This is a genomic window from Stenotrophomonas sp. GD04145 (genome assembly GCF_029835135.1).
In the GTDB taxonomy this organism is placed as follows: domain Bacteria; phylum Pseudomonadota; class Gammaproteobacteria; order Xanthomonadales; family Xanthomonadaceae; genus Stenotrophomonas; species Stenotrophomonas maltophilia_P.
The window spans coordinates 175,479-196,467 of the sequence record NZ_JAODZG010000002.1 but is presented as its reverse complement, the minus strand read 5'-3'; the positions used below and the strand labels follow the sequence as shown (position 1 = coordinate 196,467).

10 protein-coding genes are annotated in these 20,989 nt (G+C 67.3%); 7 read left to right on the top strand and 3 right to left on the bottom strand.

The features are described 5' to 3' along the window. Positions 1-139: 139 nt before the first annotated feature. Positions 140-2,866 (top strand): TonB-dependent receptor, encoded by a 2,727-nt coding sequence (locus N7367_RS01935; RefSeq protein WP_279941620.1) that lies wholly within the window; start codon positions 140-142, stop codon positions 2,864-2,866. 108 nt (positions 2,867-2,974) lie between these two features. Here N7367_RS01935 and N7367_RS01930 read toward each other — a convergent pair whose 3' ends face one another. Together N7367_RS01930 and N7367_RS01925 are read right to left on the bottom strand one after the other, a co-directional pair. Continuing rightward, positions 2,975-3,616 carry a hypothetical protein gene (locus N7367_RS01930; protein WP_065175273.1) on the bottom strand — a complete coding sequence of 214 codons (642 nt, stop codon included), beginning with the start codon at positions 3,614-3,616 and terminating at the stop codon, positions 2,975-2,977. A 99-nt stretch (positions 3,617-3,715) separates the two neighbouring features. Next, positions 3,716-4,597 (bottom strand): LysR substrate-binding domain-containing protein, encoded by an 882-nt coding sequence (locus tag N7367_RS01925; protein WP_262100758.1) that lies wholly within the window; start codon positions 4,595-4,597, stop codon positions 3,716-3,718. A 92-nt stretch (positions 4,598-4,689) separates the two neighbouring features. On the opposite strand from N7367_RS01925, the gene N7367_RS01920 reads away from it, so the two are divergent. From N7367_RS01920 to N7367_RS01895, 6 genes are all read left to right on the top strand, one after another. Then, a complete protein-coding gene (locus N7367_RS01920) occupies positions 4,690-5,394 on the top strand; it encodes an ankyrin repeat domain-containing protein (protein ID WP_279941619.1) in 705 nt (234 codons plus the stop codon). 51 nt (positions 5,395-5,445) lie between these two features. Beyond that, positions 5,446-6,912 (top strand): amidohydrolase family protein, encoded by a 1,467-nt coding sequence (locus N7367_RS01915; RefSeq protein WP_279941618.1) that lies wholly within the window; start codon positions 5,446-5,448, stop codon positions 6,910-6,912. Between the two features lie 594 nt (positions 6,913-7,506). Further along, entirely contained in the window at positions 7,507-15,414 is a 7,908-nt protein-coding gene (locus N7367_RS01910) for an Ig-like domain-containing protein (RefSeq protein WP_279941616.1), read from the top strand. Positions 15,415-15,518: 104 nt separating this feature from the next. Next, positions 15,519-16,688 carry a TolC family protein gene (locus tag N7367_RS01905; RefSeq protein ID WP_279941614.1) on the top strand — a complete coding sequence of 390 codons (1,170 nt, stop codon included), beginning with the start codon at positions 15,519-15,521 and terminating at the stop codon, positions 16,686-16,688. Continuing rightward, positions 16,669-18,834, top strand: coding sequence for a type I secretion system permease/ATPase (locus tag N7367_RS01900; RefSeq protein WP_279941613.1), 2,166 nt, complete (start codon positions 16,669-16,671; stop codon positions 18,832-18,834). Before N7367_RS01905 ends, N7367_RS01900 begins: the two co-directional genes overlap by 20 nt. Beyond that, positions 18,827-20,017: an HlyD family efflux transporter periplasmic adaptor subunit gene (locus tag N7367_RS01895; RefSeq protein ID WP_005414746.1), complete on the top strand. Its 1,191-nt coding sequence runs from the start codon at positions 18,827-18,829 to the stop codon at positions 20,015-20,017. The genes N7367_RS01900 and N7367_RS01895 overlap by 8 nt, the downstream gene beginning before the upstream one ends. On the opposite strand, the gene N7367_RS01890 is transcribed toward N7367_RS01895, so the two are convergent. Beyond that, positions 19,998-20,945, bottom strand: a complete 948-nt coding sequence (locus tag N7367_RS01890; protein WP_345781887.1) for a LysR family transcriptional regulator — start codon at positions 20,943-20,945, stop codon at positions 19,998-20,000. The two genes, N7367_RS01895 and N7367_RS01890, sit on opposite strands and share 20 nt — an antisense overlap. Between the last annotated feature and the right edge of the window lie 44 nt (positions 20,946-20,989).

Sequence of the window (20,989 nt, the reverse complement as noted above, 5' to 3'; positions counted from 1 at the left end):
TTATCAGGTTCCGGCATAAGCCCATCAGGCCTGGTCATTTCCGCTGAAACTGTCCGTTCGGGACACTTTCGTTACGGGATCGTTATGCGTGCACAGGCCGCCGCGTCCCGTCCAATCGTCCAACTCCCCCAGGAAGCCCATGTCCGCCTCTCCCCAGGCGCTGCGCCATCGTCCGCTGGTGCTCGCGCTGTCGTCCCTGATGCTGGCCTCGTTGCCCGCCTTCGCGCAGGAAAGCGCACCTACATCGCTGCAGGAAGTGAAGGTCACCGGTTCGCGCATTCCGCGCGCCAGCGTTGAAGGGCCGTCGCCGGTGACCGTGATCAGCCGGGAGCAGATCGACGCGCAGGGCTACCGCAATGCATTCGACGCCCTGAGTGCGCTGACCGAGAACACCGGCAACGTGCAGGGCGAGGATTACGGCAATACCTTCACCCCGGCCGCCAACACCATCAATCTGCGCGGGTTGGGGCCGAACCGCACGCTGGTGCTGGTCAACGGTCGTCGCCAGTCCGACTACCCGCTGGCCTACGAAGGCTCGGTCAACGTGGTGAACCTGGCCAACATTCCCAGCGCCCTCATCGAGCGTATCGAAGTGCTCGCCGGCGGCGCTTCGGCCGTGTACGGTTCCGACGCCATCGCCGGCGTGGTCAACATCATTCTCAAGGAGCGCTACGACGGCGTGGACATCAACGTTCGTGCCGGCGGTACCGAGCAGGGCGGCGGAGACAACCAGCGCGTGCAGGTGGTGGGAGGTGGTGCCGGTGAGCGATGGGAAGGCGTGTTCGGCTTCGAGCTGGGAATCCGCAAGGCCATCCACGCACGCCAGCGCGACTTCATGGATTCGTTGGACGATGATCCGCGTGGCACGGTCCCGCAGGCCACGGCCATCGCCTATCGGCGCAATGCAGCCACCGGCAGGAACATCGACCCGGGCAGTGACGGCTGCGATGCCGCTTCCGGGATCTACGGCGGGAGCGTGTTCCGCGCCACCAATCCGCGCCTGGGCAGTTACTGCGGCAGCAACGAGGCCGCCGCCAGCTACTGGACCGTGCAGACTGAAAAGCGCAACCTCGATGGCTATGGCCTGCTGACCTTCCACCTGGACGAACGGACCGATCTGTTCGCCGACCTGGCCGTGGGCAGCGCCACCATCTACAACAACACCCGTGCCCCGACGTGGACGTCCGCACGCAATTACTTCTACAACCAGAACAGTGGTGAACTGGAGAGCTGGTATCGCCGGTTCGCACCGGAAGAAGTGGGCGGCCTGCCGCGCAACGCCAATCGCTTCCTGGAAAAATCGTGGTCGTTCAACGTCGGTGTACGCGGCCAGCTGGGTGACAGCGACTGGGACTACGAGGCCGTCTACAGCCGCTCGCGCTACGAGAACCGGACGCGGCGGCCGGTGCTGCTGGCGGGAATCAACGAATACCTGCTCGGCCCCACACTGGGCGTGCGCGACGGGGTGGAGGTCTACGCGCCGGATCCGGCACGGCTTTACCAGCCGCTGACGCCGGACGAGTACGGGCAGTTGTCCGGTTACCAGGAGAGCCGCAATGCGGCGTGGCTGCAGACCTTCAGCGCCAGCGTGAACGGCCGACTGTTCGAACTGCCTGGAGGCGACGCGGCGCTGGCGGCCGTGGTCGAGGCCGGCAGCCAGGGGTATCGCAACCGTCCGGACCCGCGGCTGGGAACCGGAGAGTTCTGGAACACCACTGCCGGCGTCGGTGCAGGAGGAGAGCGTGATCGCTATGCGGTGGGCGCCGAACTGCAGCTGCCGCTGCTGCCGCGCCTGACCACCACGCTGGCGGGCCGCTACGATCAGTACCGGGCCGCAGGCGAACACATCGGCAAGGCGACGTGGAGCTTCGGCGTGGAGTTCCGCCCGCTGGACACCTTGTTGATCCGTGGCACGGCCGCCACCAGTTTCCGTGCGCCGGACATGAACTACGTGTTCGCCACTGAAACCCGCGGCTACAACCCGGGCATGACCGATTACTGGCGGTGCCGTACCGCCGGTCAGCCGTATGACGACTGCGACTTCAACGGGCTGTCCATCGACTTCAGCAACCGCGCCAATCCGCAGCTGCAACCGGAAACCGCCAAGTCGTACGGCTTCGGTGTGGTCTGGTCGCCGCTGGCAAGCCTGGATTTCAGTGCGGACTACTACGACATCCGCATCGACAACGAGGTGACCAATCTCGACAGCAGCCGCATCCTGCGCGACGAAGCCGATTGCCGCCTCGGCCGTACCCTGGGCGGTGAAGTGCGCGATATCGGTTCGCCGCTGTGCCAGGACGCGCTGGCCCGCGTGATCCGTAATCCTTCCACTGCGGCGGTGCAGCCGGACCAGGTCACCCGGGTGCTGATCAATCCGATCAACGCGGCATCCGAATCCGTGCGCGGCATCGATCTGAAGGGCAACTGGCGTTTCGATGCCGGGCGGGCGGGGCGCTTCACCACGCGCCTGGCCTACACCGTCGTGCTTGAGCATGAGTACCGGCAGTTCGCCGATGACGAGGTGCGTGACATCCGCAATTCCCTCGACGACTGGCAGTGGCGCAGCAAGGTCAACGGCAGCGTGACCTGGAGCCGCGGTGACTGGACCGCGACGGTGTACGGCAACCGCTATGGCTCGCTGCCGAAGAGCGACGGCAGTGGCCGCATCGGACCGTACATGACGTACAACGCGAGCGTGTTCCGCAGCTTCGGAGACAACCTGTCGCTGGGTGTCATCGTCAACAACCTGCGCAACAGCCGGCCGCCGGCGGACCGCAACGGGGGGGGCTGGCCGTTCTATCCGGTCGGCAACTACGACCCCTATGGCCGCCAGTTCTGGGTGGAGATGGATTACCGCTTCAACTGAGCAGCGCAGGTGGGGCGCCTCTTCGACTCGCGTCTGCGGCGAGCGGAGAGGCGTCGCTTGATGCCTTCACGACGCACGGACAGTCGTCACAGCCATCCGCAATCACGCTTACGGCAACGCCTGCACCAGATAGGATTCGATGACGTAGCTGAAAGGTTGCTGCTGGCGGTCGCGCAGCAAGGCGCGTACTTCCAGGATGATGCCGTGGTCGCCCTCGCCACGGGGGGGCCAGAAGGTCTGGTCGGCTTCGGTCTCGCGCTGGAAGCCCAGCGGGCCGACCACGCGGCCGAAAGGCTCGTCGGTGCTGTCCAGCACCTGGTTCATCGCCGTACTGAGATGGCCGGGCAGGTACCAGTTGTCGGCCTCGGACAGCACGCGGTTCCCGCACACCAGCTGCACGCGGCGGTAGCGCAGCGCGGCGCTGGAGTCGGCGCCCAGTGCCTGCAGCACCTCGGCCGGGGCCTGCTTGTCATCGCCATGGATGCGCACCGCGCGGACGCGGGCCTGCTGGGCCAGGCCGTGTTCGGCACACCAGCTTTCCAGCGTGGCTGTGGCGCTCTGCCCGGACAGCACCCGCTGATGCAGCCGTTCGACCAGCGCCGCCGGGGCGATCCGCTGCTGGCCAGGCGGTGCCTGCGGCGGCGGAGCGCCGACGGCATCGCTGGCGGACAGGCTGGCGATCGGCGCGGCGGCAAGCAGTGAAGCGGCCTGCCAGCGGCGGATACGATCGTGGCGGTCGGACGGGCCCATGCGGCATCACAGCGGAAACAGGTGTCTATGGTACCCGTTCAGCGCTGTGTACGGCGCACCCGCCGCGCCCCTGCACCCGGCGATGTTCATCGAACGGGCTCATACCGGCTCGCGCTGCACCTGCTGCCACAGCTCGCTGGCCAGCGCACGCACGGCATCATCGGCGTCGCCACGGTGCAGCAGCCCGATCTCGTAGTTGTCGATCACCGGCAGGTTCCGTTCGCCGTCGATGATGCGGTGTCCGCGGCCCACTGCCCGGCGCGGCAGCAGGCTGATGCCGATGCCATCGGCAACCGCGCCCTGGATGCCGCTGAGCGATGAACTGGTGAAGGCGATGCGCCAGCGCAGGCCGAGTGCTTCGACCGCCTGGATCATTTCGTCCCGGTACAGCCCGCGTGGCGGGAAGGTCACCAGCGGCACAGGCTCCTGCAGCAGGCAGCCACTGCGCAGGCTGTCGATCCAGTGCATGGGTTCACGCCGGCAATGCACGGCCTGGCGGCTGTTGCGGCGCTGCTTGACCAGGACCAGATCCAGTTCGCCATGATCGAAGCCGTGGGCCAGATCGCGGCTGAGGCCGCTGCTGATCTCCAGCTTCACCTGCGGATGGCGGCGGCTGAAAGCGGCCAGCATGCGCGTGGTCTGCGCGTTGACGAAGTCCTCGGGCACGCCGATGCGGACCGCTGTTTCGACCGTGGCGCCCGCCAAGGCCTGCGCCATTTCCTCGTTCAGGTCGAGCATGCGCCGCGCATAGCCCAGCAGCGTGTGGCCGGCGTCGGTGGGCTGCACATCGCGATGGCCACGTTCGAGCAGGCGATGACCGGCCAGCTCTTCCAGACGACGCACCTTCTGGCTGACCGTGGACTGGGTCGAGTGCAGACGGGTGGCCGCAGTGGTGAAGCTGCCGCAGTCGGCCACCATCACCAGGGCCCGCAGCAGGTCCAGTTCGAACAGTGACCTATTCGATTTTGAACTTTCTTGCATTTGAACATTTCATTTCTGGATACCCGTGGCGACTTCTACCATGCGGCCAAGGCACCGGCAACGTTCGGCCGAGTGATTCCGGAGGGTTCATCATGTACCTGCAACACCGCTGTCTGCGCTGGGCTTCGCCCTCACGGCGCGCTCTTCTGCTGTGCCTGCTGGCCGTGGCATTTCCGGCTTGTGCCGCAGACCCGTCCGGCCAGGCCGACGTGCGGTTGCGGGAGGCCGCCAGCCGCGGCGATGCCGGAGCGGTGCGCCAGGCACTGGCCGATGGCGCGGCATTGGAAGCGCGCGATGCACAGGGCCGCACCGCGCTGCTGCTGGCGACCCATGGCAACCGCGTGGACGCGGCGCGCGTGCTGATCGAGGCGGGGGCCGATGTCAACGCCAAGGACAGGCTGCAGGACAGCGCCTACCTGTACGCCGGCGCGCGCGGACTGGACGAGATCCTGGCCTTGACCCTGAGCCATGGTGCGGACCTGCGCAGCACCAACCGTTATGGCGGCACCGCCCTGATTCCTGCCGCCGAGCGCGGCCACGTCGCCACGGTGCGCATGCTGCTGCGTGCGGGTGTGGCAGTGGACCACGTCAATCGACTGCAGTGGACGGCGCTGCTGGAGGCGATCCTGCTCGGCGACGGAGGGCCGCGCCACACGCAGATCGTGCAGCTGCTGCTCGAAGCGGGCGCCGATCCTGAGCTGGCCGACGGCGAGGGCGTGACGCCGCTGGCTCATGCGCGCCAGCGCGGATTCGCCGCGATCGAAACCCTGCTGCGCCAGCATGGCGCGACACGCTGATATCTGCTCCTTCCATTCCGCACGCTGGCCGTGCCTACCAGGATGTTGTCCATGTTCTGTTTCCGCCCGTTGTCCCTTGCTGTGCTGTTCGCCTGCGCACCGCTGTCCGCTGCTGCAGCCGAACGTGCCGATCTGCTGATCCGCAATGCCACCGTGGTCGATGTGGAGCACGCCCGCACCCTGCCGGGGCAGAGCGTGGTGATCCGCGGCGAGACGATTGTTGCGGTCGGCCCTGACGCAGGGCTGGAGGGCCAGTGGCGCGCGGACCGGCAGCTGGATGCGCAGGGGAAGTACCTGATTCCGGGACTGTGGGACATGCATGTGCACTTCGGTGGAGGCCCTGCGCTGATCGAAGAGAACAAGGCACTGCTGCCGCTGTACGTCGCCCATGGCATCACCACCGTGCGCGACTGTTCGGGTGATCTGCCGCAGCAGGTGCTGCAGTGGCGTGGCGAGATCGCCGCCGGCACACTGTTCGGTCCACGCCTGCTCAGCTCCGGCGCCAAGATCGAAGGCATCAAGCCGGTCTGGAAGGGGACGATCGAAGTCGGCAGCCGCGCCGATGCCGATCAGGCGATCACGCGCCTGCAGCGCGACAAGGTTGACTTCGTCAAGATCACGGACAGTACGCTGACGCCGGAACTGTTCCTGTACTCGGCTGCCGTCGCGCGCAAGGCAGGGTTCAGGGCCTCGGGCCATATTCCGATGGCACTGACCGTGGAGCAGGCCGTCGATGCCGGCCTGGCGTCGATCGAGCACCTGGACTATGCGTTCAAGGCGGGCAGCAGGGATGAGGCGCGGATTGCGGCCGATTTTGGCGCCGGGCGTATCGATCGTGCGGAAGCCAACCGGCAGCTGGATGCCAGTTTCGACCGTGACACCGCGATGCGCGCGTATCGTGATTTCGCCCGTCGAGGCGTGTTCGTGACGCCCACACTCAACGGCGGCCGCATTCTCGACTTCCTCGACCAGGACGATCATGCCCACGATCCCTATCTGGCCTACATCGGCCCAGGCCTGCGTGCCACCTACCAGTGGCGCGTGGAGCGTGCGGCCAAGGCCACGCCGGCACAGATCCAGGCGCGGCATGCGCAGTACCGGCAGGTGGCCGCGGTGCTGCCGATGCTTCAGGAAGCGGGTGTGACGATCATTGCCGGCACCGACGCCGGCTTCCTCAATTCGTTCAACTATCCCGGGATCGGACTGCACCAGGAACTGCAGCTGTTCGTGCAGGAGGGGCTGACACCCCCCCAGGCCCTGTCGGCGGCCACGCGGTCTGGCCCGGCCTGGTTCGGGCAGATGGACCGCTACGGGAGCGTGGCCGACGGCAAGGCGGCGGACCTGGTCCTGCTGACCGCCAATCCGCTGCAGGACATCGCCGCGACCAGGCAGATCGACAGCGTGATCCTGCGCGGCCACGTGCATGATCGTGCAGCGCTGGACCAGATGCTGGCCGACACCCGCGCGCGCGTGGCCGCGTGGAACGATGAGGCAGACAAGGCCCGATCAGCGGACTGAACGCAGTCATCGTTGTGGGAATGAGAGGAACGGGGGAGTCGCCATGCGCTGCTGCGGGCACTCCTAACCGTTCCTTCGTTCGTTTTGCGCCGCGCAAAACAAGCCTAAAGCGTCAATTGGCATCGCATTTTTTCCACGGAGAAACGGGTCTTCAAGCGTAATGACGTGCCAACTGCGTCACAGAGCTTTCAACGACCCACGCAATGAAGGCCGCATGCACGCAATCTGCATGGAACGTTCACTTCGGCGCGGTGTATACCCTCCCGCAGCGGACGGGGAGCAATGGCCGACGTCCGACGGCCCTGACCGCGTCGCTGAACGCGCGTCGGCGATTCCAGACAAGAGGATTGTCGTTCATGCATCTGCATCTCGCGCCCACGCTGTAGCGCTGCATCGCACCACGACCGGGCGCGTCGCATCGCTGCATCCGGTCGCCTGAAGATTCCGAAGCACGTATCCGGCAGCAGGCGGTGTGCCTGTTGCTGGTGGCTTCGCGCGAAAACATATCCGTTCCGTGCCGCCGTGCCAGCGTGATCGCTGTGCGTGACGTCGTTGTGCGCATGGCGGCGCGCCTGTAGAAGAGAGGAATGTCCCATGGCCATCCGCGTCAAGGTTGTCCCGGCAAGCGAATCGATCACCTCCGATACCGCCGCCACCACCGTCCGCAATGATGTCGTGACGCTGCAGCAGAGCAGCAACGTCGCACTGGACATCGATCCAGACCAGATCGCCGGCTACGTGAAGGACGGCCAGGATCTCGTGGTGCAGCTGAAGACCGGCGAGAATGTCCGCATCGCCAACTTCTATGCCGAGGGACAATCGCCCAGCCATCTGTTCCTGGTGGATGACAAGAAGCTCGTGGCCGTTGATCTGCCGGCGGTGGCCAGCGATGGGCCGTTGGCGGCGAGCTATCTGCCGCAGGAGACGCTGGCTGGATTCGACTCGCTGACGGCAGCGGGCGCGGGCGCAGGCAGTGGCATCAGCGGCGCGATGGTGCTGGGCGGGCTGGCCGCGGTCGGCGCAGCGGTGGCGTTGGCGGACAGCGGCGGTGGCGGTGGCGGTGGCGGTGGCGGATCGCCGAATCCACCGCCCCCGGTACCCGATACCACGCCGCCGGCCGCACCCACCGGGCTGGCATTCAGTGCAGATGGCCGGACGCTTACCGGCAGCGGTGAAATCGGTGCCACGGTGCGGGTCGATACCAATGGTGACGGTCAGCCTGATGCGACCGGGACGGTGGGCGCCGACGGGCGATTCAGTGTCACCCTGTCGCCGCCGTTGACCAACGGCGAGAAAGTGAGCGTGACGCTGGTCGATGCCGCCGGCAACGTGAGCGGGCCGGGGCAGGCGACGGCCCCCGATACCACACCGCCTGCAGCGGCCAGCAACGTAGTGGTGGCTGACGACGGCAGCAGCATCAGCGGCAGCGGTGAGCCGGGAGCGACGGTGGGCGTGGATACCGATGGCGATGGCCAGCCCGATGCCACCGTGGTGATCGGCGGCGACGGCCAGTTCACGGTGCCACTGGATCCACCGCTGACCCAAGGCGAGACGATCAGCGTGGTAGTGACCGATCCGGCCGGCAACAGCAGTCCGCCGGTCACGGTGCAGGCCCCCGACTATCCCGACGCGCCGCTGGTGAATGCCAGCAATGGCAGTGTGATTTCCGGAACGGCGGGCGCGGGCCTGACCATCCTGCTTACGGATGGCGATGGCAATCCGATCGGCCAGACGGTGGCGGATGCGAGCGGCAACTGGAGCTTCATGCCGCCTGCGGCGCTTGCTGATGGAACCGTGGTCACTGCCGTGGCCCAGAATGCGGCCGGCAACACCAGCCCTGCCACGTCGATCACCATCGATGGCGTTGCGCCTGCCGCACCGGTCATCGATCCAAGCAACGGCACGACGATCAGCGGTACCGCCGAGGCCGGCAGCACGGTGACCCTCACCGACGGCAATGGCAACCCGATCGGCCAGGTCACCGCCGATGGCGATGGCCACTGGAGTTTCACCCCGGGCACGCCGTTGCCGGACGGCACGGTGGTGAATGCCACCGCAACCGATCCGGCCGGCAACACCAGCGGCCAGGGAAGCATCACGGTCGATGCGGTCGCGCCGTCCACGCCTACCGTGGAGCCCAGCAATGGCGGCACGCTCACGGGCACCGCCGAGCCCGGAAGCACGGTGGTGCTGACCGACGGCAACGGCAATCCGATTGCGGAAGTCGCCGTCGATGGCAGTGGCAACTGGAGCTATACCCCCGGCACGCCGCTGCCCGATGGCACGGTGGTCACGGTGGTTGCCCAGGATGCCTCAGGCAACAGCAGCCCGCCGGCAACGGTCACCGTGGATTCGCAGCCGCCTGCCGCGCCCATACTCGAGGCCAGCAACGGCACCACGCTCAGCGGAACCGCCGAGCCCGGCAGCACGGTTACCTTGACCGATGGCAACGGTAATCCGATCGGGCAGGTCACCGCCGACGGCAATGGTGACTGGAGCTTCACCCCGGCCACGCCGCTTCCGAACGGCACCGTGGTCAACGCCAGTGCCACCGACGCCACCGGCAACACCGGCCCCGGCGCCAGCATCATCGTCGACGCGGTCGCTCCGGCCGCCCCGGTCGTCCTCCCCAGCAACGGCACGAGCATCAGCGGTACCGCCGAACCCGGCAGTACCGTGACGCTGACTGATGGCAGCGGCACTGCGATAGGCCAGACCACCACTGACGGCAACGGCAACTGGAGCTTCACCCCGGCCACGCCACTGCCGGACGGCACCGTGATCAATGCCACCGCCACCGACGCGGCAGGCAACACCGGCGGGCAGGGGGGCACCACGGTGGATGCGGTGCCACCGGCCGCGCCTGTGCTGAACCTGAGCAACGGCAGCGCCGTCACTGGTACCGCCGAGCCTGGCAGCAGGGTGATCCTCACCGATGGCAATGGTGATCCGATTGCCAGCGTAACGGTGGATGGCAGCGGCAACTGGAGCTACACGCCCGCCACGCCGCTGCCCAACGGGACGGTGGTCAACGCCGTGGCAGTGGATGGCTCCGGCAACGCCAGCGTCGGCAGCAGCGTCACCATCGACTCGCAGGCGCCGTCGGCGCCCGTGCTCGACGTCAGCAATGGCACCCTGATCGTAGGCACTGCCGAGCCGGGAAGCACGGTGACGCTCACCGACGGCAATGGCAATCTCATTGCGCAGGTCACCGCCGATGGCTTTGGCGACTGGACCTTCACTCCGGCGACGCCGCTTCCTGATGGCACCGTGATCAACGCCACGGCCACCGATGCCACCGGCAACACCAGTGCGCCTTCGTCGATCACGGTCGATGCCGTCGCACCTGCCGCACCCGTGGTCAACCCGAGCAATGGCATCACGCTCACTGGCACGGCCGAGCCGGGCAGTGTCGTCACGTTGATCGATGGCAGCGGTAATCCCTTCGGTCAGGCCCCGGTCGACAGCAACGGCAACTGGTCGTTCCCGCTCGCTACGCCGCTGCCCGATGGCAGCGTCGTCAGCGCGACCGCCACCGATGCCTCTGGCAATACCAGCGGCGCGACCAGCATCACCGTGGACGCGCTGCCACCGGCGACGCCGGTGCTGAATCCCAGCAACGGCAACACGGTCAGCGGCACCGCCGAGCCCAACAGCACGATCATCCTCACTGACGGCAACGGTGGTCTGATCGCGGAGGTCACCGTCGATGGCAGCGGCAACTGGAGCTACACGCCGGCCACCCCGCTGCCCGATGGCACCGGCGTCACGGCCGTGGCGGTGGACGCGGCTGGCAATACCAGTCCGCCGGCTACCGTCTCTGTCGATGCCAGTGCGCCGCCGGCGCCGGTCATCGATCCCAGCAACGGCACCACCGTCAGTGGTACTGCCGAAGCTGGCAGCACGGTCATCCTGACCGACGGCAGCGGCAATCCGATTGGCCAGGTCACCGCCGACGGCAGTGGCAACTGGAGCTTCACTCCCGGCACGCCGCTGCCGGACGGGACGGTGATCGTGGCGACCGCCACCGATGCCACCGGCAATACCGGTCCCCAGGCGGCCATCACCGTCGATGCGCTGCCGCCGCCGGCCCCCGTGCTCGAACCGAGCAATGGCACGACGATCACCGGCACCGCCGAGGCCGGCGCCACGGTGATCCTCACCGATGGCAACGGCAACCCGATCGGACAGACCACGGCCGATGGCAGCGGCAACTGGAGCTTCACCCCGGCCACGGCACTGCCTGACGGGACGGTGGTCAACGCGGTCGCGCAGGACGCGGCCGGCAACACCGGCCCGCAGGGCAGCACCACGGTCGATGCGGTGGCGCCGCCAACGCCGGTCGTCAATGCCAGCAATGGCAACGTCCTCACCGGTACCGCCGAACCGAACAGCACCGTGACGCTGACCGACGGCAGCGGCACTCCGATCGGGCAGACCACGGCCGATGGCAGCGGTAACTGGAGCTTCACCCCGGCCACGCCATTGCCCGACGGCACGGTGGTCAACGCCATCGCGACGGACCCGGCCGGCAACAGCAGTGGCCCGGCCAGCATCACCGTGGATGCGGTGGCACCGCCGGCACCGGTCATCAACGCCAGCAACGGCGTGGTGATCAGCGGCACTGCCGAAGCCGGTGCGATAGTGATTCTCACCGATGGCAACGGCAACCCGATCGGGCAGACCACGGCCGATGGCAGCGGCAACTGGAGCTTCACCCCCGCCACAGCGCTGCCGGACGGCACGGTGATCACCGCGGTCGCCCAGGATGCGGCGGGCAACACCAGTGGCCCGGCAAGCACCACGGTGGACGCGGTCGCACCGCCGGCGCCGGTGATCGACCCGAGCAACGGCAGTGTGGTAAGCGGTACGGCCGAAGCCGGTGCCACGGTGATCCTCACCGATGGCAGCGGCAACCCGATCGGCCAGACCACCGCCGATGGCGCCGGCAACTGGAGCTTCACTCCGGCCACGCCATTGCCCGATGGCACGGTGGTCAACGCCATCGCGACGGACCCGGCCGGCAACAGCAGCGGCCCCGCCAGTACCACCGTCGATGCGGTGGCGCCGCCGGCGCCGGTGATCAACGCCAGCAACGGTGCGGTGATCAGCGGTACCGCCGAAGCCGGCGCGACGGTGGTCCTGACCGATGGCAATGGCGATCCGATCGGGCAGACCACCGCCGATGGCAGTGGCAACTGGTCGTTCACGCCCGGCACGCCGCTGCCCGATGGCACCGTGATCACGGCGGTGGCCCAGGATGCGGCAGGCAACGCGAGTGGCCCGGCCACGACCACCGTGGATACGGTGGCGCCGCCGGCGCCGGTGCTCGACCCGAGCAACGGCAGTGTGGTGAGCGGTACAGCCGAAGCCGGTGCCACAGTGATCCTGACCGATGGCAGTGGCAACCCGATCGGCCAAACCACCGCCGATGGCGCCGGCAACTGGAGCTACACGCCGGCTACACCGTTGCCGAATGGCACGGTGATCACTGCGGTGGCACAGGATGCGGCGGGCAACGGCAGCGGCCCGGCCAGTACCACGGTCGATTCGGTCGCGCCGCCGGCACCGACGATCGACGCGAGCAACGGCAGCGTCATCAGCGGCACCGCCGAAGCCGGTGCGACAGTGATCCTCACTGACGGCAACGGTATTCCGATTGGGCAGACCATCGCCGATGGCAGTGGCAACTGGTCGTTCACGCCCGGCACGCCTCTGCCCGATGGCACCGTCATCAATGCACTGGCGCGCGACGCGGCCGGCAACAACAGCAGCCCGGTCAGCACGACCGTCGATGCGGTCGCGCCCTCGGCGCCGACGCTCGATGCCAGCAACGGCACGGTGATCAGCGGTACCGCCGAAGCCGGCGCGACGGTGATCCTGACCGACGGCAACGGTGATCCCATCGGCGAAGCCATCGCCGATGGCAGCGGCAACTGGAGCTTCACCCCGGCTACGCCGCTGCCCGACGGCACCGTCATCAATGCCATCGCGCAGGATGCGGCCGGCAACAACAGCGGCCCGGTCACCACCACGGTGGATGCGGTGGCGCCGCCGGCCCCGGTGATCGATCCGAGCAATGGCAGTGTCATCAGCGGTACGGCTGAAGCCGGCGCCACGGTGATCCTCACCGATGGCAATGGCGATTCGATCGGGCAAGCTATCGCCGATGGCAGTGGCAACTGGAGCTTCACCCCTGGAGCGCCGCTGCCCGATGGCACCGTGATCAACGCGGTGGCGCAGGATGCGGCGGGCAATAGCAGTGGCCCGGCCACCACCACGGTGGACGCTGTGGCGCCGCCGGCCCCGGTGATCGATCCGAGCAACGGCAGCGTCATCAGCGGCACGGCTGAAGCCGGTGCAACAGTGATCCTGACCGATGGCAACGGCGATCCGATCGGGCAGACCACCGCCGATGGCAGCGGCAACTGGAGCTTCACTCCTGAAGCGCCGCTGCCCGACGGCACCGTGATCAATGCGGTGGCCCAGGATGCGGCGGGCAATAGCAGCGGCCCGGCCACCACCACGGTGGATGCGGTGGCGCCGCCGGCACCGGTGATCGACCCGAGCAACGGCAGTGTCATCACTGGCACCGCTGAAGCCGGTGCAACAGTGATCCTGACCGATGGCAACGGCGATCCCATCGGCGAAACCACCGCCGATGGCAGCGGCAACTGGAGCTTCACCCCTGGAGCGCCGCTGCCCGATGGCACCGTGATCAACGCGGTGGCCCAGGATGCGGCGGGCAACAACAGCGGCCCGGCCACCACCACGGTGGACGCCGTGGCGCCGCCGGCGCCGCTGCTCAGCGTGAGTGCTGACGGTACGCTGCTGAGCGGCACGGCCGAGCCCAACAGCCAGGTCCGGATTGTGGTCAATGGAGACACCGCGAATCCGATCACCGTCAATGTGGATGGCAGCGGCAACTTCAGCCTGCCGTTCGCACCACCGTTGATTGCCGGCGAGCTGATCTCTGCGGTGGCGATCGATCTGGCGGGCAATACCAGCGGTCCGGCGACGATCAATGCCCCCGATCTTGCGCCACCGGACATCAGCGTGCCGGAGGCCGCCGACACGTGGATCAATGCTGCGGAAATCGGCGACGGCATCCAGGTCGACGTGACCGTTCGCCCGACGATGCAGGTCGGGCAGGTCATCACCGTCAGGTTCGCGGGCCAGAACGGCTACGAGGCCGATGTCAGCCACACCCTGACCGCTGCGGACATCGCGGCCGGTTCGGTGACCGTGACCTTGACGCCGCCCGCTGGCATGGGGCCGTTCCCGGAAGGCGCATCGACCATCACCGCCGAAGTCGCCGGTGGCACCGCATCGGCGCCGGAAGCCTTCACCATCGATACGGTTCCACCCGCAACCCCGGTGCTGTCGCTGGTCGGCAATCTGCTGACCATTTCCGCCGAACCGGGCACCGAGTTGACGGTCACGCTGACGGTAGGAGGTGTGACGGCCACGGCGACGGTCACCGCCGACAACAGTGGCTTGGCGTCGCTGAATCTGCTCACCGATCTGGATATCGACTTCACCTGGGACCAGCTGCTCAATGCACAGGTCTCGGTCGTCGGCAGTGATCCGGCTGGCAATCCGAGCAACGTGGCCAGCATCGGCATCGGCACCAGCATCGAACAGCCGGTCACCATCGGCAACTTCGGCGTGGACGTCAGCCTCAACCCCCTCAATCCGCGCTTTGGCTTCAGTGGCACCACCGAGCCGGATTCGAGCGTGGTGATCCGGGTGATCACGCCCGCCCTGAACGTCGAGCTGCTGCCGATCCAGGCCGATTCCTCCGGCAACTTCTCGCTGAACCTGCTCAGTCCGACCATCCTCAGCCAGCTCGGGTTGAACATCACCGATATCCTCAACCTTGGGTCGCAGATATCCTTCAATCTGGTATCTACCGATTCCAATGGCAACGACAGCGCTGCCTACGGCGTCACGCTGAGTCCGAACGGCCTGTCGTTGAACATCGGTCAGATCGATGTCAACGGTACATCCGGGAATGACGTACTGTCCGGCGCCAACGGCAGTTCCGAGCACATCAACGGCGGCGATGGCAGCGATCTGATCTTCAACGTCGGCAGCGGCGATCACGTGGTCGCCGGCAACGGTGACGATGCGATCCAGGTCACCGCCACCAACTTCGTCAGCATCGATGGCGGGGCTGGTTTCGACACCCTGATCCTGGCCAATGGCATCGACCTGGACTACAACTCGGTCGGTGTGGGCACGCTCAGCAACATCGAGCGCATCGATCTGGGCACGGGAGATTCGGGCAGCGTGCTCACCCTCACGGCGGCGGAGGTGGCGGCGATCACCGATGGCAACGACACCCTGCAGATCACCGGCGAGAACAACGATGTGCTGAACGTCATCGGTGCGGTCAACACCGGAACCACGCAGCTGATCAATGGTGTGACCTACGACGTGTACACCTTTGGCAGCACCACGCTGCTGGTGGAGGACAACTCGGTGCAGGTGGTGGCCTGATGCCGCAACGGCGGAGCCGAAGGCGGTGGGCGGGGGGAGCGTTCGCGCTCCTCCTGCTGTGCGGCCTGCCGGCGGGGGCCAGTGCAATGAGTGTGGAGCAGGCTGTGCAGACCGGACTGGCGATCCATCCCCGGGTGCGTGCGGCGCTGAGCGAAGCGGAACGGGCAGGCACCGACGTGAAGATCGCGCGGGGGGGCTACTTTCCCGCGCTGCAGGTCTCCGGCGGACCGCAGGCTGGACACATGTCCGAGATGGTGTACGACGTCACGCTGTCGCAGATGCTGTTCGACTGGGGCCGGACGCGCAGCCAGGTCGAGGCCGCAAGTGCGACCCAGCGCCGTCATCTGGCAGCACTGGAAGTCGCCCGCGACGACGCGGCGCTGGATATCATCGAGACCTATCTGGACGTGCTGGTCGCACGCGAAAGAGTGGCGGCCGTGCGTGACTTCCTGCAGCGGATCGAGGGCGTCCGCGGCATGGCCCGCGACCGCAGCGGCAGTGGCTACGCTGACCGCACCGAGCTGGATCGCGCGCAGCTGGAGTTCGCGCGCGGACAGGACCAGCTGGCGTTCGAGGAAGGCGCGTTGCGCGATGCCAACAACCAGCTGGCCCTGCTGCTGGGCCGGGACGCTGGCCCGCTGCAGGCGCCCGACCTGCCTGACGGAAAGAGGGCATGGCAGCATGACGGCCTGGACGCAGCGATCGAGGCCGCGCCGCTGCTGCGGGAATCGCGCGAGGATGCCGCGGCAGCCGAGGCGGAGCTGGCCGAATCGCGCGCGGCATTGAAGCCACAGCTCAACGTGGAGGCATCGGCGCTGCGCCGCGAGATCGGCGGGCAGATGGAGAACGATTCGGTGGTTTCGCTGCGCCTGCGCATGGATGTCCTGCGCGGCTTCAGCAATTTCCAGCGGCCGGCGGCGGCCCGGCAGCGACTGGAGGCGGCGCAGTGGAGTACCGACGCCACCCGCCGTGATCTGCGGCGCAAGATGCGTACCTTGTTCGACAACGCCGATGCGCTGGTACTGCGTGAGCAGGCGCTGCAGCAACAGGTGGAGGAGTCCACGCACGTCGGCGGCCTGTATCACGACCAGTTCCAGGTCGGACGCCGCGACATCATCGATCTGCTCAGCGTGCAGCGCGAGCGGATGGAGGCCGAACGCCAGCTGGCAACTCTGCGCATGGAGCGGGTCCGTATCGATTATCGCGCTGCCGCCCAGATCGGGCAGCTGGGTGAGTTGCTTGGAGGGAGGACGCATGCAGACGCCGCGCATTGAATCGACTACCACCGGCAGCGGCAACACGCCGCGCGACCCGCTGCAGGATGGCCTGCTGCTGCTGTGCGAGCGGCTGGGCCGGCCACTGGGTGCTGCCGAGCTGGTTGACGGCATTGCTCTGGAGCAGGGGCGGCTGCCATTGCAGCGGGTGCCACGCGCGCTGCGGCGGGCGGACCTGAACGCGCGCGTGGAGGCCTTCGAGCTGACCGACATCGACGCCTATCTGCTGCCGGTCCTGCTGCTGCTGAACAATGGCAACACGCTGTTGTTGACGGCGATCAGCGATGACCAGGCGCAGGTGGAGGTGCCACAGGCCGAGGGTGGCACACAGGCCATGCCGTTGCAGGCACTGCAGGCGCTGTACAGTGGTACGGCCGTGTTCGCCAAACCGCGCTTCCGCTCGGATGGCCGGGTCGGCGATTTCGCTGCGGGCCGGGGCGAGCACTGGTTCTACGGGCCACTGCGTCAGCTGTGGCGCTCCTATGTCGAGGTGGGGGCGGCCGCATTCGTGGCCAACCTGCTGGCCATCGCGACGGCGATCTTCGCCATGCAGGTCTATGACCGGGTGGTGCCGGTGGCAGCGTTCGACACGCTGTGGGTGCTGGCCAGTGGCGTTGCCCTGGCGGTCATCATCGAAGGGGTGCTGCGCGTCCTGCGCGGGCAGCTGCTGCATGTGCTCGGCAAGCGCATGGACCTGCAGCTGGGAACGCTGCTGTTCGCCCGCGTGCTGGGTACCCGGATCAACGCCAAGCCGGCGTCGATGGGGGCATTCAGTACCCAGGTACGCGAGTTTGAGGGCGTGCGTGATTTCTTCACCTCGTCCACCGCTGCGCTGCTCAGCGACCTGCCGTTCGTGTTCGTGTTCCTGCTGCTGATCGCGCTGATCGGTGGGCATGTGGTCTGGGTGCCGGTGGTGGCCTGTGTCCTGATGGTGCTGCCGGGCGTGCTCGCGCAGCGCCGGCTGGGTGAGCTGTCGCGGCAGAATCTGCGCGAAGGGGCGATGAAGAACAGCGTGCTGCTGGAGGCCTTTGAACACCTGGAATCAGTGAAGGCCACCCGTGCCGAAGGCCGCAGCCTGAAGCACTGGGAAAGCCTGACGGCGCAGCTGGCGGGAACGGCGTTGAAGACAAGTACGCTCACCGCCAGCCTCAGCCATGGCGCGGCCGTGGTGCAGCAGCTTGCGTATGTGGGTGTGGTCGCCTTCGGTGTCTACCGCATCAATGATGGTGCGATGACCGTGGGCGCACTGGTGGCGTGCTCGATCCTGTCATCGCGGGCGATCGCGCCGCTGGCGCAGGTTGCGGCGGTGCTGGGGCGCTGGCAGCACACCCGCGTCGCCATGGAGGGGCTGGACCAGTTGATGGGCGCCGAGCAGGAGCGCCCACAGGGTGCCCGCTTCGTGCACCGGGCGCGCCTGCAGGGTGCCTACCAGCTGCACGATGTCCGCCTGGCGCTGGGCGAAGGGCCGTGGGTGGTCGACGTGCAGGCGCTGTCCATCGCGTCTGGGCAGCGGGTGGCGCTGCTGGGGGGCAACGGTGCGGGCAAGTCCAGCCTGCTGCGCGTGCTGTCCGGACTGGTGACGCCGCAGCAGGGACGCCTGTTGCTGGACGACGTGGCGTTGGCACAGATCGATCCCGGTGACCGCGCACGCAACATCGGCTATCTGCCGCAGGACGTGGCGCTGTTCCATGGCAGCCTGCGCGACAACCTCAATCTGGAAGGTGCCGCCTGGCGGGATGAGGAGCTGCTGGAGGCGCTGGACGCGGTGGGCATGGGGCCTTTCGTGCGCGGCAATCCGTTGGGGCTGGACCAGCTGGTGATGGGCAACGGCAGCCTGTCCGGTGGCCAGCGCCAGGCCATCGGCCTGGCCCGGGTGATCCTGCAGGATCCGCCTGTCGTGCTGCTGGATGAGCCCACCGCCGCCTTCGACCAGCAGAGCGAGACCCATGTCATCCAGTTCCTGCAGCGTTGGCTCGGCCAGCGCACGCTGGTACTGACCACCCACAAGCGCAGCATGCTGGCCCTCGTCGAGCGTGCCGTGGTGATGCGCAACGGCAGGATCATCATGGACGGCCCATTGGAGCAGGTGGTGCAGGGCAACCAGGTCCAGCCGATCGCCGCGGTCGCAGGGGGACATCATGGTTGAGCGGCAGAAGCGTTCGCAGCGCCTGCGGCGCGAGCTTGCGGATCCGCTGTTGGCGTCCACCCATCCCGTGTACCGACCGCTGTTGTGGGTGCTGCTGGCGACGGTGGCCATCGCCGTGGGCTGGGCCGCGCTTGCGCAGCTGGACCAGGTGACCCGTGGCGAGGGAAGGGTGGTGCCGTACAGCCGCATGCAGAAGATCCAGAGCCTGGAAGGCGGCATCCTCGATCGCCTGCTGGTGAAGGAGGGAGACCTGGTCGAAGTGGGCCAGCCGCTGGTGCGGCTGGAGGAAACCCACTTCCGCACCAACTACGAGGAATCGGCCAACCAGTCGCAGGTGCTGCGAGCCGCAATCGCGCGACTGGATGCGGAGGTGCTGGGCAAAGGTGCCATCGAGTTCCCGGACGACATTCCAGCCGGGAGCGCGCTGGCACGTTCGGAGCGGGAGCTGTACCAGTCCCGCCGTGCGACATTGCAGCAGAGTTCGGCAGCCATCGGCCAGCAGCTGTCGATCGCGCGCGACCAGCTGCGGATCGTGCGGCCGCTGGTCGCGCGCAACGCCGTCAGCCAGATGGAAGAGTTGAAGCTGACCCAGGAAATCGCCACGTTGACCGGCAAGCTCAGCGAGTTGCGCAACACCTATTTCCAGGAAGCCTATACCGAACGCTCCAAGCTGAAGGCGGAGTTGTCCGCACTGGAGCCGATCGTTCACCAGCGGCAGGACCAGCTGCGGCGCACCGAGATCCTGTCGCCCGTGCGTGGGCGGGTCAACACGGTGCTGATCAATACCCGCGGTGGCGTGATTCCTCCCGGCGAGCCGATCATGGAGGTGATTCCGGTGGAGGAACGGCTGCTGGTGGAAGCCCGCGTCAAGCCGCGCGACGTCGCGTTCCTGGTGCCGGGCATGCCGGCCAAGGTCAAGATCACAGCCTATGACTACACCATCTACGGCGAACTCAGCGGCACCGTCGAGCAGATCAGTGCCGATACCATCGAGGAGGATACGCCGCGGGGCAAGGAATCGTTCTACCAGGTGCTGATCCGCACCGATGGCAGCCAGCTGCGGCGGCACGGCGAGGCCCTGCCGATCATTCCCGGCATGGTGGCGGATGTGGACATCCTGACCGGCAAGCGCAGCGTCCTGAACTACCTGCTCCGACCGTTGATCAAGGCGCGGTTGAACTGAGACCGGGAGTCGGCCGCATGCCATGCAGCTGCGGCAGGGCGGCCTTCATCGCATCGATGAAGGCGCGCAGCCGCGCCGGCTGCTGGCGCGCGGCAGGAAACACCACATGCACCGGCAGGGGCGGCGCTTCCCAGCCCGGCAACAACTGGACCAGGCGGCCGTGCGCCAGATCCTCGGCGACCAGCCAGGCCGATACCACCGCCGCACCCAGGCCCGCACGCGCCGCCTGCTGGACCACGAACAGGTTGTCACTGAGCAGGCGCGGCGTGATCGACAGTGTGTGGGCACGCCCGCGTGCGTCGTACAGCAGCAGGCGTTCGCGGTAGTAGGTGACGAGGGAGATCCAGGGCAATGCCTGCGCCTGTGCAGCGGTGGTCACCGCATCGGGATCGACCAGCGAAGGCGCGGCGACCACGATGCGTGGGACTTCGGCCAGCGGCAGCGCGACCATGCGTGGCTCGTCCACCGGGCCGACCCGCACCGCACAGTCGACGCCCTCGGCAATGAAGTCCGGGCGCCGGTCTTCGAGGATCCACTCCAGGCTCAACTGTGGATGCCGGGCGAGGAAGGCGAGCATGGTCGGCAGCAGCTGTGCCTGTCCAAACGCATGCGGCACCATCACACGCAGGCGCCCACGCAGCACGTCGGGTTGTCCCTGCAGTTCGGCCTGGAGCGTTTCCCATTCTTCCACCACCCGCTGCGCGTGCCGCTGGCAGCGCATGCCCTCCTCGGTCAGCTGCAGACCATGCGTGGACCGGTGCAGCAGTCGCAGGCCCAGTTGCCGTTCCAGTGCCTGCAGGCGGCGGCTCACGGTGGGCTGGGTGGTACCCAGCTGCGCGGCGGCGGCAGACAGGCTGCCGGCGTCGACGATGCGCAGGAAGGTGCGCAGCAGGTCGAGCCGGTCGGCGCCCGGGGCCATGTCCATCATACGCACCATGTATGAAAAGTATTCATTTGATCCTACTACAGACG